This is a genomic window from Sphingobium terrigena (assembly GCF_003591655.1).
Classification (GTDB): domain Bacteria; phylum Pseudomonadota; class Alphaproteobacteria; order Sphingomonadales; family Sphingomonadaceae; genus Sphingobium; species Sphingobium terrigena.
In genome coordinates, this window is the sequence record NZ_QVRA01000002.1 from 245,289 (window position 1) to 269,014 (window position 23,726).

18 protein-coding genes are annotated in these 23,726 nt (G+C 64.7%); 2 read left to right on the forward strand and 16 right to left on the reverse strand.

Annotated features, from left to right (window positions below; genetic code table 11):
* Nucleotides 1-29: 29 nt before the first annotated feature.
* The 3 genes from D0Z70_RS03195 to D0Z70_RS03205 form a co-directional block, all read right to left on the reverse strand.
* A complete protein-coding gene (locus D0Z70_RS03195; RefSeq protein ID WP_119743939.1) occupies nt 30-2,525 on the reverse strand; it encodes a sensor domain-containing protein in 2,496 nt (831 codons plus the stop codon).
* Nucleotides 2,526-2,671: 146 nt separating this feature from the next.
* The gene (locus D0Z70_RS03200) at nt 2,672-3,490 is read right to left on the reverse strand and encodes an arginyltransferase (RefSeq protein ID WP_119743940.1); all 819 of its coding nucleotides are present in this window, start codon (nt 3,488-3,490) and stop codon (nt 2,672-2,674) included.
* Nucleotides 3,491-3,604: 114 nt separating this feature from the next.
* A complete protein-coding gene (locus D0Z70_RS03205; protein ID WP_119743941.1) occupies nt 3,605-4,852 on the reverse strand; it encodes a threonine ammonia-lyase in 1,248 nt (415 codons plus the stop codon).
* A gap of 97 nt (nt 4,853-4,949) precedes the next feature.
* On the opposite strand from D0Z70_RS03205, the gene D0Z70_RS03210 reads away from it, so the two are divergent.
* Entirely contained in the window at nt 4,950-5,819 is an 870-nt protein-coding gene (locus tag D0Z70_RS03210; RefSeq protein WP_119744101.1) for an NAD(P)-dependent oxidoreductase, read from the forward strand.
* Between the two features lie 86 nt (nt 5,820-5,905).
* Entirely contained in the window at nt 5,906-7,591 is a 1,686-nt protein-coding gene (locus tag D0Z70_RS03215; RefSeq protein WP_119743942.1) for an amidohydrolase, read from the forward strand.
* 6 nt (nt 7,592-7,597) lie between these two features.
* On the opposite strand, the gene D0Z70_RS03220 is transcribed toward D0Z70_RS03215, so the two are convergent.
* The 13 genes from D0Z70_RS03220 to D0Z70_RS03280 all read right to left on the reverse strand — a co-directional run bounded on the left by D0Z70_RS03220 (nt 7,598) and on the right by D0Z70_RS03280 (nt 23,720).
* Nucleotides 7,598-9,340: an MFS transporter gene (locus D0Z70_RS03220; RefSeq protein ID WP_119743943.1), complete on the reverse strand. Its 1,743-nt coding sequence runs from the start codon at nt 9,338-9,340 to the stop codon at nt 7,598-7,600.
* A gap of 2 nt (nt 9,341-9,342) precedes the next feature.
* The gene (locus D0Z70_RS03225; RefSeq protein ID WP_119743944.1) at nt 9,343-10,089 is read right to left on the reverse strand and encodes an FkbM family methyltransferase; all 747 of its coding nucleotides are present in this window, start codon (nt 10,087-10,089) and stop codon (nt 9,343-9,345) included.
* Nucleotides 10,086-11,231, reverse strand: coding sequence for a glycosyltransferase family 4 protein (locus tag D0Z70_RS03230; protein WP_119743945.1), 1,146 nt, complete (start codon nt 11,229-11,231; stop codon nt 10,086-10,088). Before D0Z70_RS03230 ends, D0Z70_RS03225 begins: the two co-directional genes overlap by 4 nt.
* Entirely contained in the window at nt 11,228-12,508 is a 1,281-nt protein-coding gene (locus D0Z70_RS03235) for a hypothetical protein (protein ID WP_119744102.1), read from the reverse strand. The genes D0Z70_RS03230 and D0Z70_RS03235 overlap by 4 nt, the downstream gene beginning before the upstream one ends.
* 28 nt (nt 12,509-12,536) lie before the next feature.
* Entirely contained in the window at nt 12,537-13,280 is a 744-nt protein-coding gene (locus tag D0Z70_RS03240; RefSeq protein WP_119743946.1) for a class I SAM-dependent methyltransferase, read from the reverse strand.
* 63 nt (nt 13,281-13,343) lie between these two features.
* Nucleotides 13,344-14,471, reverse strand: a complete 1,128-nt coding sequence (locus D0Z70_RS03245; RefSeq protein ID WP_119743947.1) for a glycosyltransferase family 2 protein — start codon at nt 14,469-14,471, stop codon at nt 13,344-13,346.
* Nucleotides 14,472-14,473: 2 nt separating this feature from the next.
* Nucleotides 14,474-15,805, reverse strand: a complete 1,332-nt coding sequence (locus tag D0Z70_RS03250) for a sugar transferase (protein WP_182913833.1) — start codon at nt 15,803-15,805, stop codon at nt 14,474-14,476.
* Nucleotides 15,806-16,005: 200 nt separating this feature from the next.
* Nucleotides 16,006-17,901 carry an XrtA/PEP-CTERM system amidotransferase gene (locus D0Z70_RS03255; RefSeq protein ID WP_119743949.1) on the reverse strand — a complete coding sequence of 632 codons (1,896 nt, stop codon included), beginning with the start codon at nt 17,899-17,901 and terminating at the stop codon, nt 16,006-16,008.
* 10 nt (nt 17,902-17,911) lie between these two features.
* Nucleotides 17,912-19,447, reverse strand: a complete 1,536-nt coding sequence (gene xrtA, locus D0Z70_RS03260) for an exosortase A (RefSeq protein ID WP_119743950.1) — start codon at nt 19,445-19,447, stop codon at nt 17,912-17,914.
* On the reverse strand, nt 19,444-20,667 hold the full coding sequence (locus D0Z70_RS03265; protein WP_119743951.1) for a TIGR03087 family PEP-CTERM/XrtA system glycosyltransferase: 1,224 nt from the start codon (nt 20,665-20,667) through the stop codon (nt 19,444-19,446). Before D0Z70_RS03265 ends, xrtA begins: the two co-directional genes overlap by 4 nt.
* On the reverse strand, nt 20,664-21,737 hold the full coding sequence (locus tag D0Z70_RS03270; protein ID WP_119743952.1) for a FemAB family XrtA/PEP-CTERM system-associated protein: 1,074 nt from the start codon (nt 21,735-21,737) through the stop codon (nt 20,664-20,666). The genes D0Z70_RS03265 and D0Z70_RS03270 overlap by 4 nt, the downstream gene beginning before the upstream one ends.
* A gap of 67 nt (nt 21,738-21,804) precedes the next feature.
* Nucleotides 21,805-22,875 carry a FemAB family XrtA/PEP-CTERM system-associated protein gene (locus tag D0Z70_RS03275; RefSeq protein ID WP_119743953.1) on the reverse strand — a complete coding sequence of 357 codons (1,071 nt, stop codon included), beginning with the start codon at nt 22,873-22,875 and terminating at the stop codon, nt 21,805-21,807.
* On the reverse strand, nt 22,872-23,720 hold the full coding sequence (locus D0Z70_RS03280) for an XrtA system polysaccharide deacetylase (protein WP_119743954.1): 849 nt from the start codon (nt 23,718-23,720) through the stop codon (nt 22,872-22,874). Before D0Z70_RS03280 ends, D0Z70_RS03275 begins: the two co-directional genes overlap by 4 nt.
* Between the last annotated feature and the right edge of the window lie 6 nt (nt 23,721-23,726).

A 23,726-nucleotide genomic window follows, 5' to 3' on the forward strand; every position in this document is an offset into this window, starting at 1 on the left:
CGCGCCTTGCAAGGGGCGCGGCCTTTTCATTATGCCTTGGGCGGCGTGATAACGGCAAAAGGCTGCGGGCGGCCCAGGTGAAAGCCCTGGCCGATGGTGCAGCCATGGGCGAGCAGCCGGTCGGCCTGCGCCGCACTTTCCACCCCTTCCGCGACGACATCCATGCCGAAACTGCCGCCCAGCTTGACGATGGCGTCGACGATCGCCGCGTCGCCTGCATCCTGTTCGATGTTGGACACAAAGCTGCGATCGATCTTCAATATATCGACCGGATATTGTTTCAGGTGACTCAGCGACGCAAAGCCGGTGCCGAAATCATCCAGCGCAATGCGCACTCCCGCGTCTGAAAAATGCCGCAACACGCGCCCGACCTGCCCCGCACCCCGGCCCAGGAAAACAGTCTCGGTCACCTCTATTTCCAGATGCTCCGGCGGCACGGCGAACAAAGCGAGTTGCTCAAGCACCCGTTCGGCGAAATCGTCGCGAGCGAAATCGGCGGCGGAGGCGTTGATCGCGACCCGACCGGGATCATACCCGCCCTGCAACCAGTTGCGCACATCGCGTAACACCGCGTCCAGCATCTGCCCCGTCAGCGCGACGGCGATTTCAGCGTCCTCAAAACCCGCCGCTATGCTGCCCGGCAATTGCAGTCCCAAACGCGGATGGTGCCAGCGCAACAGCGCTTCATAACCCAGAACCCGGCCACTGCGCAGATCGACCTTGGGTTGATAATAGGGGGTGACCAAGCGATCGGCGATGATCTTCCTTGCCATGCCGATCATCGAACTGCGCTGCTGGGCCTGCGCCCGCAGGTCGGAATGGAACAGGGTCAGGCGGCCACGTCCAGACGCTTTCGACGCATAGAGCGCCAGGTCGGCCGCCTTGAGCAGATCCGCCGCCCGGTCGCCATGATCGCCGAACAGCGCGCCACCAATGCTGACCCCGCAATCGATCGACCGGCCATTATGGACATGGGGTATGCGCAGGCTTTCGATCAGCTTGGCGCACCACGCCTCCAGCGCTGCGCCTTCGGTCAATGACGGCGCGATCAGGCCGAATTCGTCGCCCCCCAACCGCCCCAGCACCGCGTCAGACGGCGCAATGGCGGCAAGGCACCTGGCAAAGGCGCAAAGCAGGGCGTCCCCCGCATCATGGCCCAGCGAATCATTGGTCCGCTTGAGATTGTCAATGTCGAGCAGCAACAGGCCAAAGCGGTCGCCGGTGCGCGCCTGTCGTTCGGCCATCTCGTCCAGCGTCGCCTGCCATAGGGCGCGGTTAGGCAGGCGGGTCATGGGGTCATGCGTGGCGGCCCAGCGGATGCGATCCTCCACGTCCCGCTGTTCGGTGACATCCAGAAAGGTGACGATGACGCGCAGCGCCCGTCCCGATTCCGATCGCGTGGTCCAGCCGCTGCTTCTGATCCAGCGCAAGGCACCATCATTGGCGCGGTGGACCCGCAGCGTCGCCTCGAAATGCGGCGGCACGGCACCGGCTGCCACAGCGTCCAGCATGACACGCAGCGTTTCGCGATCGTCGGGATGGACCAGCGAAAGTGCCAGTTCGCTGGTCGCCGGCTGATCCTCGCTCAGACCCAGCATTGCGCGAAATTCGGCCGACCAGCGACGCACACCAGTCGTCGCATCGAAATCCCATATACCCAGCCTTGCTGCCTGCACGGCCAAACGAGAGCGCTCCTCGCTCTCTGCAAGCGCGTGCTGGGCGAGCTTTTGTGCGTGGACATCCTCCAGCGTGCCATACCAGCGGACAATCTGTCCCTGCGCATCGCGCCGCGCCGATGCGCGTGCGCGCATCCAGCGATAGCCGCCGTCGCACAACCGAATGCGATAGTCGACATCGACCGGCGCGCCGGACTCCAGATGCGCGCTCCATATGGCGATGGTGCGGGTCAGGTCATCGGGGTGGAGCGCGGCAAGCCAGCCCGTCCCCAGCGCCTGCTCTGCCGTCATGCCTGTCAGGTTCAGCCAGAGCGGCCCCACTTCCTCGATCGCGCCATCGGGTCCGGCTGTCCATGGCACTTGCGGGCTGAGTTCGACCGACCAGCGATAATGTTCGCGGCTTTCGGCCAGCGCCCGTTCCAGTGCGCGCGCTTCGCGATCTTGGCGGTCATGTATGTCCTCGACCGTACCATAATAGCGAACAAGACCATCTGTGCCGGTCATCCGTAGCAGTCGGACCAGACACCAGCGCCGCTGTCCGTCGGCACCCAGCAGGCGCACTGTCAGGGGCGGTGGCTGTTCATCCGCAATCGCGGCCTTCAGCAGGGTGCGGCGATCTGTGCGGTCCAGCAAAGTGCGCCATTCCCGACCACCTGGGCTACCATCCTGATCGGTCGACAATATCCGGCCCCGCGCATCGGCAATCCAGCGCGAAAGCGACGGCGACAGATGGTCAAAGACCGGCGAAAAGAGAAGTTCGTTTCGATATGGTAATGGATTATCGACACGTTGACCGTTTTCCAGCACCCGCCGGAAGTCGTCAAATCGGCGTTCAGCAAAACGATCCATCGCCAGCCCCCGCCCATGTCGCCGTCATCGCGTTCATCACGGCAGGACTATCGAAGAAAGTTAAACAACCTCCCCACACTCCTGTCATTTTGGTCGGATTTACTTGGCACGGGCGGAAAGTGCCGGAAATCCATGTAATCAGGCTGCTATTTGCGAAACATGCTCACCAGTTCGACTGGCAGCGGGGGTTCATCCCGCTGGGCCACGTCGCGAATAGCCTGATCCTGCTCTTGCGGGTCGAACCGGACCCAACCAGCCCGGCTCAATTTTTCAAGCGGGCGATAGCGGACCTTATATTGCATCCGCTGTGACCCATCGACCCAATAGCCCAGATACACATAGGGCAGCCCCGCTGCCGAAGCGCGCAGGATATGGTCCATGATGATGAAATTGCCCAGCCCCGGACGATTGTCCAACTCAGTGTCGAAGAAGCTGTAGATCATCGACAGGCCGTCGCCCTGCCGGTCGGTCAGGCAGGCACCGACCAGCTTGCCGACGCGCCCGTCGATGCCGGGTTCGCGATACTCGACGATATGGCTGTCGACCGGGGTCTGTTCGACCATGTCGGCAAAATCCATCTCGTCCATCTCGGTCATCCCGCCGCCGGGGTGCCGCGCCGACAGATAGCGCTGGAGCAGCGCATATTGCTCCTCGGTCGACCAGGGCTTGCAGGCGGTGACGGTCAGGTCGCTGTTGCGACGGATCAGCTTGCGCTGGGTCGCGTTGGGGCGAAATTCGCCCGCGACGACCCGCACCGACACGCAGGCGGAACAGTCGGCGCAACTGGGGCGATAGGCGACATTCTGGCTGCGGCGAAAGCCGATACGGCCCAGCGCGTCGTTAAGTTCAGCCGCATTGTCCCCGTTCAGCTCGGTAAACACCTTCCGCTCGCTCCGCCCCGGCAGATAGGGGCAGGGCGATGGATTGGTCACGAAGAAACGAGGAAAACGAAAGGGTGCAGTCACTCTCCAATATCCCCTTCGTGGCGGCGGCGCGGGTGGATCATGTCCCGACTATGCCGCCGCCATGCGCCCATGAAAAGAGCGTTTACCATGAAAAGTTAACAGAAGGTTCCCACATCAGGCGACCTCGATCGGCGCGACCTCATAACCAGCCTCGCCCAGCGCCGCGATCAGCCGCTGGAGATGGGCGCGATCACGGGTTTCGCACTCCACGTCGAGGCTCAATCCCTTGGCAGGCAGATTGGTGAAAATACGCTGATGCGCCAGCTCCAATATGTTGACCGCTTCCTGATCGAAGATCTTGGCAACATGGAACAAAGCGCCTGGCCGATCCTGCAGGATGATCCGCAGCCGCGCCAAACGGCCCGACCGGGCCAAATCGCGCAGCAATACGTTCGCCAACAAGCGCGTGTCGATATTGCCGCCAGTCAGGATCAGTCCGACATTGCGCCCGACAAATTGTTCGCGATAGGTCAGCAATGCGGCAAGGCCCGCAGCCCCCGCCCCTTCCACCACGGTCTTTTCGATCTGGAGCAACAGGCTCAGCGCCTCCTCCAGCCGCCGTTCGGTGACCAGCAGCACATCGTCCGCCAGCCGCTCGACAAAGCGGCGGGTCAGTTCGCCAGGCTGCTTGACCGCGATGCCCTCCGCCAGCGTATCGCCGTCGCAGGCAAGGGTTTCGCCCTTGATGAAATCATACATGGACGGATACAATTCGGCCTGCACACCGACCAGCCGGATGTCCGGCTTCATCGCCCGCGCCGCTGTCGCCATGCCCGAAAACAGCCCGCCGCCACCAATCGGGATGATCAGCGTATCGATTTCCGGCGCATCTTCCAGCATTTCGAGCGCAACCGTCCCCTGCCCTGCCATGATGTCCGGCTCGTCAAAGGGATGGATGAAGGTCAGCCCCTGCTCCACCTCCAGCAACCGGGCATGGGCATAGGCGTCGTCGAATTTCTCGCCATATTGCACCACGGTCGCGCCATGGCCCTGCGTCTGGGTGATCTTCACCGTCGGCGTCGTCGTGGGCATGACGATGGTGACCGGCACGCCCAGCCGCTTGCCATGATAGGCCAGCCCCTGCGCATGATTGCCCGCCGACGCGGCGATAACGCCCTTCGTCTTGGCCGCATCGTCCAGTTGCAGCAGGCGATTGAGCGCACCGCGCTCCTTATAGGCGGCGGTGAACTGGAGATTCTCGAACTTCAGATAGACGTTGCAGCCCAGCATGGTCGAGAGCGTCTGGCTAATCAGCGTCGGCGTCTTGACGATGGAACCGGCAATCCGGGTCCGCGCGGCAAGTATGTCATCGACGGTGATGGGCAGCGGCAAGGCGCTCTCTATCTTGGCTAAGCTGTTCATGGAGCCGCCCCCTAGCGGAAAATTGCGCGTGAAGAAACTGGCACTGTCGGAAATCTGGCCCTATGGCTGGGTCTGGCGCAGTAAATATACGGGGCATATGGCTAATATCGCGTTTATCGGCCTGGGCGTCATGGGCGGCCCGATCGCAGGCCATCTGGCAAAGGCGGGGCATAGCCTGACCGTCTATAACCGTTCCATCGGCAAGGCGAAAAGCTGGGCGGAGGCCTATGGCGGCACCGTGGCTATCAGCCCGGCCAAGGCAGCCGAGGAAGCGGACATCGTCATCAGCTGCGTCGGCACCGACGACGACCTCTCTCAGGTCACACTGGGCCGCGACGGCGCGTTCCGCACGATGAAGCCGGGCAGCCTGTTCATCGACCACACGACTGTATCGGCGCGGATCGCGCGGCAATTATTCGTCGAGGGCGAGAGCCGCGGCATTCATAGCGTCGATGCGCCGGTGTCGGGCGGTCAGGCCGGCGCGGAGAATGGCAAGCTGTCGATCATGTGCGGGGGCAGCGAACCCGCGGTCACTGCCGCGAAGATCGTCATGAACGCCTATGCCGCCCGGATCGTCCATGTCGGCAGCGCGGGCGCGGGACAGACCACCAAGATGGTGAACCAGATCTGCATCGGAGGCGTATTGCAAGGGCTGGCCGAAGCACTCCGTTTCGCGCAGGCGGCGGAGCTGGACCTCGACGCTGTGTTCGAGGCGATTTCAGGCGGCGCAGCGCAAAGCTGGCAGATGGACAATCGCTGGAAAACGATGGCGCAGGACAGTTTCGATTTCGGCTTTGCGGTCGACTGGATGCGCAAGGATCTGGGGCTGGCGCTGGAAGAAGCGCGGGCCAATGGCGCGACCCTGCCGGTGACGGCGATGGTCGATCAATTTTACGCCGATGTGCAGGCGCTGGGCGGCAACCGGCAGGATACCAGTGCACTGGTGCGGCGGATTACGCGGGCGTGAAGATTGCAATGCTCCGTGCTCCCGCGAAGGCGGGAGTCCAGTCCCACGCTATCAACTGGGCCCCCGCCTTCGCGGGAGCACGCTGTTTGAGTATTGCGGCTCTAGCTGCTTTCACCCTCCCCGCCTTAGCGTCCGGCGTCATCGATAACGTCAACGGCATGGCGGTCGATCCCAATGGCAGGATCGTGCATTTCCGTGCCCTGCTGATCGACGACGAGGGCAAGGTCGAAAAATTGCTGCCGGACCGCTATCAGGAGCCGGAATATAAGCCCAAAAAGCCAAAAAGAGGCCAGCCCTGGCCCGAACGGCCCAAGGGGCTGTCGTTCAGGATGGATGCGGGCGGCAAGACGCTGATTCCCGGCCTGATCGACGCGCATGGCCATGTCATGGGGCTGGGCCTGTCGCTGATCACGCTCGACCTGTCGACGACGACCTCCCTGGCCGAGGCGCAAGCGAAAATCCGGGCCTATGCGCAGGACGGCGCAGGGCGCAAATGGATCATCGGCACAGGCTGGAATCAGGAGCAATGGGGACTGGGCCGCTTCCCGACGGCGGCCGATCTGGACGCGGCGGTCAGCGATATTCCGGTTTGGCTGGAGCGGGTGGACGGCCATGCTGGCTGGGCCAACAGCGCCGCGATCCGCGCGGCGGGCGTGACGGCGGCGACCAAGGCACCTGCCGGCGGGCGGATCGAAATGGCAGCGGGCAAACCGGCGGGTGTATTCGTGGACAAGGCGATGGACCTGATCGCCAAGGTCGTTCCCGCGCCTGCGCCCAAGGACCGCGACATCGCCTTTGAAAAGGCGCAGCGTGCGCTGCTGGCAACGGGCATCACCGGCATTGCCGACATGGGGACCAGCATAGAGGATTGGCAGGCATTCCGCCGCTCGGCCGATCGTGGGGCGCTGCGCGTGCGCATCATGGCCTATGCGGCAGGGCTGGAGAATATGACGCTGATCGCCGGGCCGGAACCGACGCCATGGCTGTATGACGACCGGCTGCGGCTGGGCGGGATCAAGCTGGTGCTGGACGGCGCGCTGGGGTCGCGCGGCGCGTGGCTGAAAGCCGACTATGCCGATGCGCCCGGCCAGCGCGGCCTGCCTATGGTCCCCGACACGCAATTGCGCAACATCATGAGTCGGGCGGCGATGGATAATTTCCAGATCGCCACCCACGCCATCGGTGATGCGGCGAACAGCGAGATACTCGACGCGATTCAGGAATTGTCGGAAACCTATAAGGGCGACCGGCGCTGGCGGATCGAACATGCGCAGATCGTCAGCCCGGCCGATTTGCCGCGCTTTGCCCAGTTCGGCATCGTCGCGTCGATGCAACCGGTGCATGAGGCGTCCGACTGGCGCATGGCGACCGCGCGACTGGGCGAGGCGCGGCTGGCGGGCGCCTATGCTTGGAAGGCGATGCTCGACAATCGGGTGCCGCTGGCTTTCGGGTCCGACGTGCCGGTCGAAAGCCCCAACCCCTTTGCAGGCATCGCCGTCGCCATGAGCCGGGAAGATGCAAAGGGCGAGCCGATTGGTGGCTGGATGCCGCAGCAAAGGGTGAGTTTCGAGGCAGCGCTGGACGGCTTTACCCGGCAGGCGGCCTATGCCGGTTTTGCCGAAAAACGCTTCGGTAGTCTGGTTCCGGGGCAGCGGGCGGATTTCCTGCTGATCGACCGGGATGTTTCGACAGCGCGCCCCGCTGAGATTCGCGGCACGCAGGTGCTGGAAACATGGATTGGCGGCAAGCGGGTCTATGTGAAGGGGCAGTAGCCTGCTTCACATAGCGTTATCCGCCGCATTGAGGGCATCCTCGAAACTTTCGGGCAGTGGCGGCTGGACCGGCTTGTCGCAGCCCTCTTCCTTCATATGCGCGCGCAGGGCGTCCATGCGACCCAGATTCCAGCGCGCCAGCGGCACGCCGAGCGGTCGGAATTCGGCACGGTCGAACAGTTCAACGACATAATTATGGCATAGCTCATCGACCTGATCGAGCGTCAGCATCGCCATATTCATGACCATCGGCTTGCCCGGCACGCCATTGCGTCCGCGCACCAGATCCGTGACGTAGAGGCCGCCGCGCGGATCGACCAGCACGACATCGGCCTGGCTGGAGTCGATCAGCCTGTGGCTGGCGGCATAAGGCGCGACGAATGCATGGGTGCGCCAGACCAGGAATATGCTGGCAAGGCCGGTGATGAACAGGCCGATGACCAGTGGCCGGAGCGCGCCCTGCGGCCGGAACCGCGCCCAGCCAAGGCCTGCCAACAGGCAGAAGGGACCGATATAGCCATGCGCATAGCGAAAGCCCCAGCCATAGCCCTGCGCCAGCGCCAGCGCGCATCCCGCCACACAGCCGAGCGCCAGCGGCAGCGCGATTTCCTGCCCCCGGATCGCGCGCTTCCACCGCATCGCGGCGATGCCGAGCGCGGCCAGCGGAACCATCAATATGTTATTCCAAGCAACGAAACGGCTGAGATTGACCAGCGGCTGCCAGCGATCGCCCAGCCGCTGGAACAGGCTGCCCACCTTGTCCGCCACGCCTGCCGAAGGTCTGACATCGGCGGGTGCGCCCAGCATGTCGAGCAGGAAAGCGGGCCAGATCTTGGCCCAGACGATGACGATCGTCACCAGGGTCAGCGCGTGGAAGGCCGCGACCGTCCAGCGGCGGGCGAGCAGCATCCACAGGATGAAGGGCGCGATGAAGATTGGCGGGAAATGCCATTGGTGCAGCCCCGCCGCGACCAGCGCAACGATGCCTGCACTGACATGGCCAACCACCCCGCCGCGCAGCACCAGCGCCAGCCACACCATGTTGAGCGCGAAATGGCCGGTCATGGCATAGGGCGTCATCGCCGTGATCCATAGCTGGCTGGACGAACAGCCCAGCAGCACCGTCACCCACACTGCGTCTGGCCGATCCGGCATCAGGTGCAGCGCCACCCGCCACAGCGCGAACAGGCCGGTGAAGAGCAGCACCGGCCCTGCCATATTGGGATCGCCCAATTGCCAGAACAAAGCCTGGATCGCACTGTTCACCGGCAGATAGGCCGCCGTCCAATAATCCGCCGCGCCGAAGGGGGAGAAGAATTCCGGCATGATCGCGCGGCGATAGGGTTCCCATTCGATCGGGATCGGCCGGGCGAACAGCCCTTCGCGCATATAGGCGGCGGCGAAGCGAGCGACCTCCTCATCGCGGGAAATGGCATAATCCTGAAACAGGGCATAATGGCCCGCCCAGGCGGCCAGCCCCATCAGCACGATCAATGGCACGACGATCCGCGCGGTCGGTCGCGGCAGGATGATCCCGCGTCCTTCGGCAAAGGGCGCGGCCAGCGCCAGCAAAAGCAGCGAGACGATGAGCGCAGGGAAATCCTGATCCAGGAACAGGATCACCGCCAGGCTGATCCCCTGCCGATAGGTGACATGCCACAGGAAAGTCGCGCCCAGCCATAATGTCAGGCCGATCGCCCCCGCCAGAAACAGGCGGCGCGCACTGACAAAGGACGCGGGCGCCTCCATGATCAACCCTGAACCAACGCCCGGTTGACGAAAATACCGTCCATTTCGACGAGCAGCGGGAAATGGCCCTTATTATTGGCAAAGAAGGCGGAAGGGATGAAAGCCCGCGCCTCCAGCCAGTCGATCATCGCCCGATAGCCGGTGCCGCCTTCATAGATGGGCCGCACCCCCAACTCGGTCTGCACGCCCGTCATCTGCGCCAGCACCGCGCCTGCCCCTTGGCAGACCGACAGGTCATGGCCCTGCGTGTCCATCTTCAGGAAGGGTCGGGCAAAGCCATGCTGCGCCACCAGTTCAGGCAGCAGCGTGTCGAGACGGCGGCAGGGTGTGGCGACCGTCTGCGTCACCTTGTTACGGTCCGCGAAAATATCATCCTGCGCATTGGATGGCGTCTTGAGCGAGGAGAATTGATCGGCGGCCATGATGTTGAAATCGGCGGTGCCGTCAAAGTCCGACAGCGCCATGTTGAACACATACCAGTGGCGGTCCGACGCGGCGCGCTTTTGCAGTTCGGCGAACACGGCAGGGTTCGGCTCGAATGAGAGGATCAGGCCGCGATAGCCCGCATCCTTGCGCGCCATCGTTGCATATTGGCCGCGATTGGCGCCGACGTCGAACAGGCAGTCGACATGGAAAGCCGCCAGAAAGCGCTTCAACGCCTGAATTTCGGGATATTGATGCACCCGCCCCGCCAGCGCGAGGCGCAGCGCGAGCAGACGGTCGGCGGCTTCACGAACATAACGGTTCATGCGCGCGCGGCCAGCACTGCTTTGTAGATGCCGATCGTCGCCACCGCCATACCCTTCCAGTCCCCCATTTTCGTCCAACAGGCGCGCGCCTGCGCACCCTGTTCCTGCCTGATGGCGGCGCTTTGCACCAGCGGCAAGAGGGCTTGGGCCAGCGCGGGCGCATTTCCCGCGGGAAAGCGGGTCGCGACGCCATCGGGCAACTGGCCGAACATGCCGGCGTCCGACGTTAGCATCGCCTTGCCATGATGCAACGCGGAGAGGAACGCGCCGCTGGAATCGATGTGGCGATAGGGGAAGGCGATCATATCAGCCTTGGCCATATGCGCGTCGAGGCGGCCTTCGGTCAGGAAACCGAAATCGGTCAACACGCGATCAGCGAAACCTGCGGCGCGGACCTTTTCGAGCAAAGGCGCGACATCCATGAAGGGCTTGCCCGCCAGAGCCAGTTCAAAGGCGTTGCCCGACTGCCAGAGCTGAAGGCAGGCGTCGATCAGCAGATCGATACCCTTATAGGGGCGGATCGTGCCGAAGAAGAGGATGCGCGGCATGGCGGGATCGGGGATGGCGGCGAGATCGGCGGGGGTGGCCGCCGCCAATTGCATCGGCGGGTGCGGCGTCACATGGATGCGTGCGGGGTCGATGCCCTGCCCCACCAGCGCAATGCGGGTGGTGTCGCCATGGACAATCAGCGCGTCAAACTCGTCGAGCAACGCGCGGTATCCCCGGCCCTGTACCCCGGCATCGGCATGATAGGCGTAAGCATTATGGACGGTATGGACCAGCACGGCGTACCCCTTCAGGCGGCGCAGCATCAGCCGGTCGGCAGGGGCGAGCGGGAGCCACTGGACATGCACGACATCGGCAGCAGCGAGCGGCGTCAGATCGCCCAGTGCGCAGGACAGGCCATATTCCCCCGCCTTGGCGAGGCGGAAGGCGCGGCCTTCACCCAGCCGGTCACGCAGAGCCTCGCTGCGGCGGAAGAAATGCGGGCTGTAGTTGTAGCCCTGCGGTTCAATCGCATCGGTCGCGCGCATCGGGCGGGCAAGCAGGGTGACGTCCGCCCCCTCCCCCACCAGCGCCGCGCACAGGCTGTCGTCATAGCGCCCGGTGAAGAGCGAGGGATCGAGCATCGCGACCTTCATGCCCGCACCAGTCTGCGCAGCGAGACGGCGTGCAGAGCCGCTGCCAGCAGCAGGGTCAGCGCGTAGAGGCCAAGGAAGGCAAGATCGAACCGCTCCGGCCAGAGCAGGCTGGCCAGCGGGACGCTGAGCAGAGATCCGGCAAGGAAGGGCAGCGAGCGGGCCAACAGGTGGGAGAAGCGCCCCAGCGCGGCCTGCACATAGACCGAGACGCACAACAGCGCGAGGGCGAGCAAAGCAACGACAATCAGCACCAAGTCGGCGCGGTCGATGCTGGCGCGGCCGTCAAACAGGATTGCAAACAGCCAGTCGCCGACGCTCAGCAGCACGGCAGATAGCGCCAGCGCAAAGACCATCGCCGCGCCGAGCGCCCGGCCAAGCAGCTGGCGCAGGCGCACTGTGTCACCGGCATGATAGGCGCGGGTGATGCGGGGCAGCGCGGCTTCCACCAGGGCGCGGACCAACATCGACAGTGACCTGGACATCTTGAAGAAGAAATCGAACAGCAGCATCGGTCGGGCATCGCTGGTCGCTAGGGCGATGGTGAAATAGGGCGCATTATAGGCGATGATGTCGGAGACGGTGAAGGCGGCGGACGCGCCTATGTCGCGCAGATAATGGGCGCGGACATGGCCGCCGCCGACGCGGAAGGCGATCCAGTGGCGCGGCTTCATGCCAAGGCGATGGTGGACATGGGCGATGGCCCAACCGATCACGAGGATGCTGACCGCCAGTTGCAGGGCGAGGGACAGGCGCGGATCGAGACCTGCCAATATCGCCAGCAGCAGGGCGATGGTGATGACCCGCCGCCCGCAATCAAGCGCCTCCCACAGGAAATTGCCGTCCACCGCCGCCAGCGCCCGCTTGGCTAGCAGACCGGGCAGGTTGAGGCAGGCGGACAGGAAAAAGAGGAGGAATAACAAGGGCATGGCCGTGTCGATCCAGCCCGCGGCCAGCGCCACGAGCAGGATCAGCGTACCGCCCGCGACGATCAGGCCGAGGAACAGGAACAAGACCCCCATCTCCTCCAGCCGGAACGCGCCTATGTCGGCTTCACCGTCGCCCAGCCAGTGCCGTCGCAGCCGGGCATAGATGATGCTGGTCAGGCCGAATTCGGCCGAAACGGTGAAGTTGCCGAAGGCGACGAGGAGCAGGAAGGACTGGAATTCCTCCAGTGGCAGCGCACGCACGAACACGAAGGTGACGGCAAAGCCCCAGACCAGCACCAGGCCAACATTGGCGAGCTTGACCAGCGCAAGGATGCGGGCGGACGCCTCCATCCGCGCGAGGATGCTCACGCGAGGATGCTCACTGGGCGCCGGGCTTGCGGGCGCGGAACAGCCGGTCGTCCAGCGCATAGAAATGGCGGGTCGCAACGTCGATCCCGGCGGCGTCGATTTCCTCCAGATCAAAACCCGCCGCGCGGATGCGATCGGCGAAATCGGGGCCATATTGGCGCACATGATCCCACTGGCCAAAGCGCCGTTCGCGTTCGCGCGGCGGCATGGCGAAGCTGCCATCCTCGGTCGGCTTGGCCCATAGCGGCACGATCAGCCAGGCTTCGCCGCCGGGTTTCAGCGCCCGCAAAATATTGCGCAGCACCACCATGTCATCGGGGACATGCTCCATGACGTGACTGGCGTAGAACAGATCGTAGCGATCGGCGTCGGCCAGTTCCATCAGGTCAACGCGGTGCATGTTCGGTACGGTGTAGCGCGACGGATCGAGATCGGCAGGCATGTAATCGGCAGCGGTGGAGAAACGGCGGACGAGGCTCGCCTCATTGGGTGCCATATGCAGGATCGCGCCGTCGGTCGGCACGGTCAGCGTCCCCTGCGCGATCAGCCAGTTCATCAGCCGTTCGCGCGGCGATGCGCCGCAGTCCGGGCAGCCCCACTCGCCATTGTCGCCATAGCGGAAGAAGCCCACGACGGTCGCGCCACAGGCCGGGCAACCCCGGCTGGCGCGCGCGCCCAGCGCCTTGCGCAGCTTGAGCGCGCTTCGGGTCAGATGCTTGCCGACAGCCTTGGCCACCCGCTGAACAGTAATCACGTCAGTCTCCGACTGGGGAACAGCATTGGCGCTATACAAGATCGCACGGCTTTGACGAGAGGGTCAGCGCGACTTGGCGGGATTCCAGATGGTGACGGTGCGGCCGGTCATCGCCTTGGCCACCCCTTGCAAAGTCGCCGCATAGGCAATCAGCACATCGACCAGCGCGGCGAATGGTCCGCTCTTGGCACGGATGCCCCGCCAGATGACCAGCGCCACAGCCAGCGCGCCGACCATATAGAGCATCGGTGAGAAGCGCATTGCCAGCGCGCCCGCCGCGACGGCACCGGTCAGGATGAACAACCCGCCAAACCAGCGGATAATCTTGCGTGAGGCATATTTGAATCGGTCGATCACGGCCATGCGACGCAGTTGCGGGCGCAGATGGCTGTGGGTGTGCCAGGCGCGGGCAGCGATGCGGACCTTGCGCCGATATTCGTCTTTTCGTGCCGTTACCAGCCGTTCGCGCGCGATCACGTCCCTGGCCTTCACCAGCCGCTTGCCCGCAAAGACCACCGCCATCGAGACGGTCAGATCGTCCAGCACGCTGTCGGGGAAATCGGGATAGAGGCTGCGGCGGATCGAGAAGATCGAGCCGTCCGCGCCCAGCACATTGCCGGTGCGCGATTCCTCATCCTTCAGCCGCTCCTCGATCCGCCAGTAGAGCGACCCTACCGAGGCGGTCGCGCTTTCGCCCTGCCCGATATAATGGAGTGACCCCAGCACCCCGCCGATATCCGGGTCGGCATAGCGGGCAAGCAGGCGCTCAATCGCGTCCGGGTCGAGCAGCACATTGGCGTCGGTGAAGATCAATATGTCGCCGCGCGCACGGGCAGCGAGTTGCTTCATGCCATGCGCCTTGCCGCTGCGACCGGGGCCACGGATCAGCGTGATCAGGTCGCCCTGCGCTGCGATCAGATCGCCCGTGCCGTCGGACGATCCGTCATCGAAGGCAAGAATGTCCAGCGTCGGATGCAGCCCTTTGAGCATCGCCAGATTGGCGAGCTTTTCGGGCATCGCACCGGCTTCATTATAGGCGCAGAACAGCAAGGTGGCGCTCGGCACCGGCCCCGCGACCGGCTGTTCCGGGCATGTCGGCAGCGCGCGCAGGATCAGCGGATAGACAAGGAACGGCCACAACACAGCGACCAGCGAGACGAGAAGGAGTGCGCCAAGCCACAGGTCGGTCATGCTCAATAGGCCTTGTGATGGAACAGCACGCCCAGCGTCGCAACGATGATGCGCAGGTCACGCCATACCGACCATGCGGTGACATATTCCAGGTCCGATTGCAGCCGGTCGATCAGATCCTGATGATGGTCGGTCGATCCGCGATGGCCACGCACCTGCGCCAGGCCGGTCATGCCGGGCTTGATACAGTGGCGCGCCCAGTAACGCGCGTCGACCTCCCAATAGAGGGTGTCGCCCGCCTTGGCCGCGGCGGCGTGGGGACGCGGGCCGACAATGCTCATATCGCCCTTCAACACGTTGAAAAGCTGGGGCAGTTCGTCGATGCTGGACTTGCGCAGGAACGCCCCGACGCGGGTGACCCGGTCATCGTCGCGCGCGGTCAGCCTCTCGGCCTTGCGGTCGCTGGCGTCGGCGCGCATCGAACGAAATTTGTATATCTGGAAGGATCGCCCATCCTTGCCGATGCGGGGCTGGCGGAAGATGACCGGGCCGGGGCTGGTGAGTTTCACCGCCAGCGCAGCGACGATCAGAACCGGCGAGAGGAGGATAGTGGCAGCACCGGCGACGATCAGGTCGAACAGGCGCTTGATCAGCCGATCGCGAAACTGGAGCGGCCCGCCCGCGACGATGATGGTCGGTTGGCCGTCAAATTCATCGACCCGCGCAGGCGCGAAGCGGAGCAGTTCGGGGACGACGATTTCGCCCCGCGCCGACAGCGATTTGAGCGCGGCTGACCAGTCGTCCATGCGGTCGAGCGGACAGGCGACGATGACCCGTTCGGCCATGCCGACCGCCTGGGCGAGGCGCGCCGCCATGTCGGCATCATGCCGTTCGGGGCGAAGGTCAGCGGCATCCGCTTCGATGATCAGCATGTGCGGGCCGGTTTCGATGGCGACGCCATCCATGATCACGGCGGTCAGATGCGGCACTTCGCCCAGCAACCTCTTAGCCAGCCGCACGACGACGAGCCGCACAAGTGCAACGGCGACCGCGCCCAGCGCCAGCCCGACGATGAAGGTCAGACGCGATAATTGTTCGGCGATCTTGCCCAGATAGACGATCAGCAGCATCAGCAGAGCCGCCTGCGCCAGCGCCAGCAGCGCGCGGAAAATGCCGCGCCGGACATTTTCCAGACTGTGGATGCCATAGCCCCCACCCTGCACGCCCAGCAGCGCATAAAGCGGCGCGATCATCGCGAACATGACGAGGCCGTGGGGCTTGCCCGGCTCCCCCCACAGCGCGCCCAGCACGAACCAGTTGGCCGCCAGAAACGCGCCGAACAGCCCCGCCATGTCGCCAGCCAGGCACAGGGCATAGAGCCGCAGCCGGACCATTTCCTTGGAGACTGTCACTGATGCGCCCCGATTATCGCCATGCGCCCCGTTGGCACCGGGCGCGGCTGGTTGCAAGGGGGCTATTCCTCCCCGGCACAGGGAGGGGGACCACTGCGAAGCAGTGGTGGAGGGGGGAGCGTCTTACTCCCGCCCCCTCCGTCGGCCATTCTGGCCGCCACCTCCCCGCAAGCGGGGAGAAATCATATCCCGAACAGCCGCTCCAGCGACTTGTCGAGCATCAGTAATTGCCACAGCAGCCGCCCATGATCGGCCATACCGGATTTGTGGTCCGCAGCGATTTTGGCCAGCGCTCTGGTGTCGAACCAGCCGGTGCGCGCCAGCGATGATCCGCCCGCGATGGCCGTTGCCTCGCCTGCCAGCGCGCCACGAAACCAGGCGCTGATCGGAGTCACGAAACCCATTTTCTGGCGGTAGAGTATGTCCTGCGGCAGATAGGGTTCCATCGCCTTTTTCAGCAGATATTTGCCGCTATTGCCGCGAATGCGCTGGTTGACGGGCAGGCGCGCGGCAAATTCGACGAGGCGGTGGTCAAGCAAAGGCTCGCGCGCTTCCAGGCTGACGGCCATGCTCATCCGGTCGGTCTTGGTGAGGATATCGCCGGGCAGCCAGATGCGGATATCGGCATATTGGGCGCGGTCGAGCGGATCGCGCGCGGGGGCGTCGGCCATCGCCTTGATATAGCGATCCTCGGCGCGATAGGCACCCAGCCGACTTTTCATGTCCTGGCTATAGAGGCGATGGCGCAGCGCGTGCGGCGTCACTCCGACCGAGGCAGCATAGGCGGCACCGCCCTCCCCCGCCAGTTCCAGGAAAGTCGATTTGGCCCTGAGCGCGCGCGGCGCCCAGTCGGCCTTGGGATAATATTTGCCCAGCGTCCCGAACAAGGGCTGACGGACAGACGCGGGAATGAGGCCGCGCAGCCGCTCCCCCTGCATCTGGAAGCGGTGGCGGCGATAGCCTGCAAAGGCTTCGTCCGCGCCATCGCCCGACAACGCCACCGTCACCTGTTCGCGCGCCAGTTCGCACACGCGGAAGGTCGGCAAGGCGGAAGCGTCGGCAAAGGGTTCGTCGAAATGGAAGGCAAGCCGGTCGATCAGGCCATAATCATCGGGCGATACTATGCGGGTGCGGTGATCGGTCGCAAAGCGGCGGGCGATGCGATCGGCAAAGGCGGTTTCATCAAGCGAGGCTACGTCGAAACCGATGGTGCAGGTCTTGACCGCCTGAGTAGAGGCTTCGGCCATCAGAGCGACGACGCTGCTGCTGTCCACCCCGCCCGACAGGAACGCGCCGAGCGGCACATCAGCGACCATGCGGGACCGGACCGCCTGCCGCATCAATGCGACCAGTTCTTCTTCCAGTTCCTGCGGTTTTGCCTTGGTGCGATCGGCGAAGCTGATGTCCCAATAGCGTTGCGGCTGCGGCAAGGGGCGTCCGCGCACCAGCCGCAGCGTTTCGCCCGCGCCCAGTTTCCGCACGCCCGCGACCAAGCAAGCGTCGTCGGGGACATAGCCATAGGCCATATAATCCTCGACCGCTGACAGGTCCGGCGCGCGGCGCAGCAGCGGATGCGCCAGCAGGCTTTTCAGTTCCGATCCGAAGATCAGGCTGCCGTCGGACAGCAGCGCATAATGGAGCGGCTTGACCCCCAGCCGGTCGCGCACCAGCCAGAGCGACTGCGCCCGCGCGTCGAACAGGGCGAAGGCGAACATGCCATTGAAGCGGTGGACGCACTCCTCACCCCATTGGCGATAGCCGTGGAGGATGACTTCGGTGTCGCTATGGGTGCGGAAGATGTGGCCCTTGGCCTCCAGCTCGGCGCGCACTTCGCCGAAATTGTATATTTCGCCGTTGAAGATGACCGCCAGGCTTTCATCCTCGGTCAGCATCGGCTGGGCGCCGGCCTCCAGGTCGATGATCGACAGGCGAAGATGGCCTAGCCCTACGCCGGGCGCGGTCCAGATGCCGCTGCCGTCCGGGCCGCGATGCGGCATCGCGTCCAGCATGGCGCGCACCCGCGCGGGATCGACGGGCTTGGCCGTTTCGAGATGGAAGATGCCTGCTATGCCGCACATGCCAACCGCCCTAGCGCAAGCCCATCGCGCGGTCAGCCAGAAGTTTCGTGTCGCCCAAATCTGTCAGGAAGGCGCTGATCGCGGCGTCGGCAGGCTGGCCTTCGCCTTCCTGCACCGAAATCAGGATGGCCACGGCGCGCTGGTCCTGTCCCAGCAGGCGGGCCTTCATCGTTTCGATCTTGACCGTGGGTCGGCTGCCGGTCGGCGCGCCCTGCCCCACGATATAGAAACTCACGACATGGCGGACCACCGGACCGGGCGCAGTGATCTGCTCACCGCGCGCATTGGCTGGCGCGCGAGCGGGTGAGGACCAGACCCATGGGCCGTCGGGGTCCGCCGCGCCCTGACCAAAGCCGACCAGTTCGCGGCCTTCATCCTGCCGGGCGTAAGCGACGATGGTGAGATCGACGATCTGCCCCGCGCCGTTGCGATAATGGCCGGTGACGCGATGGTCGGCGCCATCGAAACGGGGTGTCCAGGGGTAAGCCTGCACGGCGTCGGTGCGGGTCCAGCCCTTCACCACCGGCAGATCGATTCGTTCAGGAAGCGGGTCCGCATTCGCGGCTGTCGCGGCCAGCCAGAGCGGCGCGGCGACGATCAGCGCGAGGGCGACCCCCGCTACCGTGCCGGTCGATGTCCGATGCCGGACCGCGCCCTGCAACTGCGCTGGATCGAACCAGGGATCGCCCGGCTTGCGGTCGAAAAAGGGCCAGGCGGTGGCCATCACGATGATCATGATGATCGCGAAGAATGCCCAGCCATAGACGACATGGTCGAATCCTACCGCCGCGTCCACGCTGGTCAGATGTGCGACCAAGATGGTGACGAAGGCGCGCACGCCATTGGCCAGCACCGACAGACCCAGCGCGCCGGTCATGAACAGGATGCGGCGCGGCCAGGTGCGGAAGCAGACATTGCACACCAGCACACCATAAGCGGTCATGGCGATCAGGAATTTCGCACCCGAACAGGCTTCGGCCACCTCGAAATAGCCGGTCGGCGTGGTGATGAAGATACCCTCCATATGGGCTGGCACCCCCGACAAGTCGAGGAAGAGCATGGCCAGCCGCGCCGTCACCAGTTGGAGCGGCGGGACGATCTCCTCGCCGAAAGGCACCATGAAGAAGGCGTAGAAGAGCGGGAAGATGAGCGCGCGGGCAACCGCCGGTCCCAGCAGCGCGATGGTCGCGCCCTGTAGCATCACCACCAGCGCGCCGTGCCGCACCATCGCCACGCCCGCCGCTGCGCCGACCAGCCAGGCCAGCGCACCCAGCGCCAGCCAGATCAGCCCCGGCGTCCAGGCAACCGGCTCCAGCTGGCGCAGACCGGGCAGGCGTTGCTGCACCAGCCAGGCGATCAGTGGCGGAATGAACAGGCAATGGCCGAAGGTGGAGGCGTTCCACCAGATCGAGACCATCGACCAGACATCGGCATGGAACAGCGCCAAAATGGTAAAGGCCACCACGCCCAACGCGATCAGATGGCCGCGCCATCCGGTGAGGTCCACCAGCGGCATCCGGCCAAGCGGCAGCGCGCGCACGGTCATGCCGCCTGCGACCCCGCGTCGCACCCGAACAGCAGATCGGGCAGTCCGGCCAGCGTTGCCGACCAGCGATAGCGGGCCTCCATCCGTTCGCGCGCGGCCACGCCCAACCGGGCAGCGCGCGCGGGATCGGCAAGCAGGGCGATGACTTTGGCGGCCTCTTCCGCCGGGTTGGCCGCGACCAGAAATTCGGCGCCGTCTGTAGCGTCTATCCCTTCGGCGGCCTGCGGAGAGGCGACGACGGGCCGGGCCATCGCCATCGCCTCCAGTACCTTGTTCTGGATGCCGCGCGCGATTCGTAACGGCGCGACGACGACATCAGCCGCCGCTAGCCAGCCGCGCACATCTGGGACGCCGCCAGTGACGATCACGCCCGGCAGATCGGCCAACGCCTCGACCGCCTTGGCCGGATTGCGGCCAACGATCGCGAAGCGGGCATGCGGGTGGACGGTCTGGATGGCGGGCAAGGTCTGGCGCGCGAAACTTTCCACCGCCTCGACATTGGGGCGATAATCCATCTGGCCGGTAAAAACGAGCAGCGGGCCGGTGCCATGGTCAATGGCGGGAAAGGCGGCGGCGGGGTTGAAATAATCGAGCGCCACGCCATTTTCCAGCGCAACGATACGGTCCGCTCCCAGCCCGCAGGCGGCGCGAAACAGTGCCGCTTCGGCTTCGCTGACGAAGGTGCAGGCATCGGCGCGCTGAGCGATGGCGCGCTCGAAATCGAGCAACACCCGTCCCTCGCGCCGGTTGATCCAGGCCATCGGGCCGGAGCCTTCCGCGCCATAAGCAGCATATTTGGCCGAATCGAAATCGACGAAATCCATCAGGAAACGGACATTGGAGGCCAGCGTCGGCACGAAATGCGCCATCTGCGCCGAATAGGCGACGACCGCCCGCACGGGGCGCTGCGCCAATGTCTGGGCCACCCATTGATGCAGGCCGGGATGATCGAACAGCGACACCAGCAGCGACTGGCGTTTGGCGAGGCCGGTCAGCCCGGCAACGACCTTCGACCGGTCGCGCCGGAGCAGACACTGGCTGGCGGCGACCTGCGCCAGTTCACCTGCATAGCCCATGTCGCGATCATCATCGCCAAAGCAGCCGACATGGACCGGCGCAATCGCTGCGAGGCGCTTCAGCAAATGATAGGAGCGGATCTTGTCGCCGCGATCGGGCGGGAACGGGATGCGATGACACAGGAACAGGATGTCGCCGGTCATCCCAGCCCCCGCGCAATATGCGGGCCGATCCAGGTCGCGATCGATTCGGGCAGCTTCTTCCAAAGCGCCACCTTGCGCCGATATTGCGGCGAAAGCGGATTGACGTCGCGCGTCTCCTTGCCCGGCGCGGTGCGCAGATAATAGCCGAGCGGTTCGCCTTCAAAGCCCCAGCTCTTTTTCCACGCAGCAGGACCGGTGCCGACCTTCGACCGGCCAAAGTCGAAGGTCGTCAGGCCACGCTCGCGCGACTGGCGCATCAGCAGGAAGTAAAGGACTTCGTTGGACCGCATCGCCCGCGCCCCCTCCGCCGCGCCGTGCCAGTATGGCATACAGGCACCGCGATGATAGAGGCTGATGACCGCCGACAGCGGCTTGCCGTCCTTCGACACCACAGCAATGTCCGCGTCCTCGCCCAGCCGATCAAGCATGGCGTCGAACAGCGCGCGAGGGAATACCGGCGTGCCCAGATTATGAACGCTATGGGCATAGAGGCGATAATGAATGTCGCGCAGCCGTTTGTCGCGGCCACATTCGAAGGTCAGATCGTTGCCCAGCCCTTTGCGGATTTCTGCGCGGTGGCGCTTGGGCACGGCCTTGAGTTCCGCCTCGTCATCGGCAGCCAGCGGTCGGGAGAAGCCCAGATAGGCGTCGGCCTTCTCCTGCCACACTGGGCCACCGGGGGCTTCCCCGCCGCGCAGCTCCAGCGTGGAACAGCCCAGCTTCTCCGCCATTGTCCAGGCAGCATCCGCCAACGCCGGTCCAGCCTTCCGATGGGTGGTCAGCAGGCCACCATCGACGGCAAAACCACTACCCACCAGCGCCCGACCGAACAAAGCGGAGCGGATATAGGTGAGCGGCAGCAGGCCGATAATGTCGCCGCCCGCCATCCGTGCGACCAGCATCTTGGCTTTCTGGCCCGTCCCTGCCTCCACGCCCATGATCCAGGCGGGACGATGAAAGGGCGTCGAATCGGGATGCGCGCAGACCCAGGCGTCGAGTTCGGCGACACAGGCGGCGTCGGTCAGCCGCGCCTCCTCGACGATGACGGCCAGTCCGCTAATCATATTCATGGACGTCATTCCTGTTACCACCCTGCCGCCCGGTCTATATGTGGGGACTGAACATTTCGTATCCGTTTCAACCAAGACCGCGCGAAATTAGCGGGCCTAAGACGTTGGCGATCGGCAGCGGCAATTTTTTCCAGAGCGCGATGCGGCGCTGATAGCGGGCGCTGCCGGGATCGACATCGCGCCGCACGCCGTCCGCCGACCAGCCATGATAGAACAGTGGTTTAGGATCGAAGCCAAAGCTTTTTTTCCACGCCGCCTGGCCGCTGCCGACCTTCGACCGGCCAAAGTCGAAATGGGTCATGCCGCGCGCACGGCCATGGGCCATCAGGCGATAATACATCAGTTCATTGGACCGCAGTCGTCGTGCGTCCGCCAGGCCGCCGCCCCAATAGGGCATGACCCGGCCCTGATGATAGAGTGTCAGCACAGCGGAGACCGGCCGCTCACCCTCGCGAATGATCAATATGTCGGCATCCGTCCCGAAATGGTCCAGCACCGCGCGGAACAGTCGGGGCGGGAAAACGGGGGTGCCAAGGTTGCGGACGCTGGTCGCATAAATATGGAAATGGTCGCGCAAATGGCGCGCCTCACGACCGATCTCCACGCTCAGCGCCGGATTGGCGAGCGCCTTGCGCAGTTCCGCGCGATGCTTACGCGGGACGGCTAGCAGTTCCGCTTCGTCATCGGCGGCCAGAGGACGGACGAAACCGACATGCGCGCCGTCCAGCCGCTGCCAATTGTCGCCCGGTGTCGGACCACCCCGCAATTCCAGCGACAGGCCGCCGCGCTCCGTCGCCAGTGTTTGGGCCGCCGTCGCCAGCACGGCAACGGCGCGCTGGTCATCCGCCAATATGCCGCCATCGACTGCGAAGGCGGTGGACACCAGAGCCTCACCGAACAGGTAGCTGCGCACATGGTGCAGGGGCAGGATGCCGCTGATCCGCCCCGACGGCCCAACCGCCGCCAGCAACAGCGCGCAATTACCGGTCGCCTGTTCGACCGCCAACTGCCATGCCGGACGGTGGAAGGGCGATCCATCGGCATGACCCAGTACGAAGGCATCGACCGCGCGCGCCTGCGCCGGGTCGGTCAGGTCCATCATGGTGACGGCCATGCCTGCGCCGTTGCCCAGCATCATGGCGCGAGTGCCGCTTGCGCGTCGGCCAGCGCATCCACCCGCGTCCAGGCAAAATCGCTGGTCAGGCGACGCAGCTTGGCCGCCATGACCGACAGGTTGGTGTAGTGCCGCACCCGCGACCGCAGCGGTGCATCGGTGCGGCGCGGCTGGTCGGGGTCGATTTCCCATGGATGGAAATAGATGATCGCGGGCCGCCCCGCCTGCACATTGACCTGCCGGATCGCCCAGCGCGAAAATTGATAGGGCAACAAGCGGAAAAAGCCCCCGCCCCCGGCCGCCAGCGTGCGCTTGCCCAGCTTTGCGGTCGTGACGGGCAGTTCGACCAGATCGGACCCCGGCACCGGTTTCCAGGCAAAACGCGGCGAATCGGGCCAGCCATAATGATCGTGCCGGATCGGCGCGACGCTGGAGGAATAGCGATAGCCCTCCTCCGCCAATATCGGATGCGCCCATGGGGTGCGCGGGTCGATGGAGAAGCTGGGTGCGCGATAGCCGGTGACCGCCTGTCCACTGGCATCCTCCAGGATCGCGCGTGATTTGCGCAGGTCGGCACGAAACTGCTCCGGCGTGAAGGTGAACACGCGGGCATGGTCATAGCCATGGCTGGCGACCTCATGCCCGGCGTCCGCAATACGGCGCATCAGCGCGGGATAGCGTTCCGCCACCCAGCCCAGCGTGAAGAAGGTGCCGGTGACGCCCGCTTGCGCGAACAGGTCGAGCACCGCGTCGGTATTGCCCTCGACGCGGTGGGTCAGCCCGTCCCAGTCGGCGCGCCGGATCGTGCGCTCAAATGCGCCGACCTGAAACCAGTCCTCGACATCGACGGACAGGGCGTTCTGTATCATGTTGCG

Excerpts from the sequence above, each read along its gene's own strand:
- D0Z70_RS03270 (WP_119743952.1), bottom strand. The coding sequence starts at position 21,737 with ATGAATATGATTAGCGGACTGGCCGTCATCGTCGAGGAGGCGCGGCTG.
- D0Z70_RS03280 (WP_119743954.1), bottom strand. The coding sequence starts at position 23,720 with ATGATACAGAACGCCCTGTCCGTCGATGTCGAGGACTGGTTTCAGGTC.
- D0Z70_RS03250 (WP_182913833.1), bottom strand. The coding sequence starts at position 15,805 with ATGGTCCGGCTGCGGCTCTATGCCCTGTGCCTGGCTGGCGACATGGCG.
- D0Z70_RS03205 (WP_119743941.1), bottom strand. The coding sequence starts at position 4,852 with ATGAACAGCTTAGCCAAGATAGAGAGCGCCTTGCCGCTGCCCATCACC.
- xrtA (WP_119743950.1), bottom strand. The coding sequence starts at position 19,447 with ATGACCGTGCGCGCGCTGCCGCTTGGCCGGATGCCGCTGGTGGACCTC.
- D0Z70_RS03210 (WP_119744101.1), top strand. The coding sequence starts at position 4,950 with ATGGCTAATATCGCGTTTATCGGCCTGGGCGTCATGGGCGGCCCGATC.
- D0Z70_RS03255 (WP_119743949.1), bottom strand. The coding sequence starts at position 17,901 with ATGTGCGGCATAGCAGGCATCTTCCATCTCGAAACGGCCAAGCCCGTC.
- D0Z70_RS03195 (WP_119743939.1), bottom strand. The coding sequence starts at position 2,525 with ATGGATCGTTTTGCTGAACGCCGATTTGACGACTTCCGGCGGGTGCTG.
- D0Z70_RS03275 (WP_119743953.1), bottom strand. The coding sequence starts at position 22,875 with ATGATGCTGGGCAACGGCGCAGGCATGGCCGTCACCATGATGGACCTG.
- D0Z70_RS03225 (WP_119743944.1), bottom strand. The coding sequence starts at position 10,089 with ATGAACCGTTATGTTCGTGAAGCCGCCGACCGTCTGCTCGCGCTGCGC.
- D0Z70_RS03235 (WP_119744102.1), bottom strand. The coding sequence starts at position 12,508 with ATGGAGGCGTCCGCCCGCATCCTTGCGCTGGTCAAGCTCGCCAATGTT.
- D0Z70_RS03220 (WP_119743943.1), bottom strand. The coding sequence starts at position 9,340 with ATGGAGGCGCCCGCGTCCTTTGTCAGTGCGCGCCGCCTGTTTCTGGCG.
- D0Z70_RS03265 (WP_119743951.1), bottom strand. The coding sequence starts at position 20,667 with ATGACCGGCGACATCCTGTTCCTGTGTCATCGCATCCCGTTCCCGCCC.
- D0Z70_RS03245 (WP_119743947.1), bottom strand. The coding sequence starts at position 14,471 with ATGACCGACCTGTGGCTTGGCGCACTCCTTCTCGTCTCGCTGGTCGCT.
- D0Z70_RS03230 (WP_119743945.1), bottom strand. The coding sequence starts at position 11,231 with ATGAAGGTCGCGATGCTCGATCCCTCGCTCTTCACCGGGCGCTATGAC.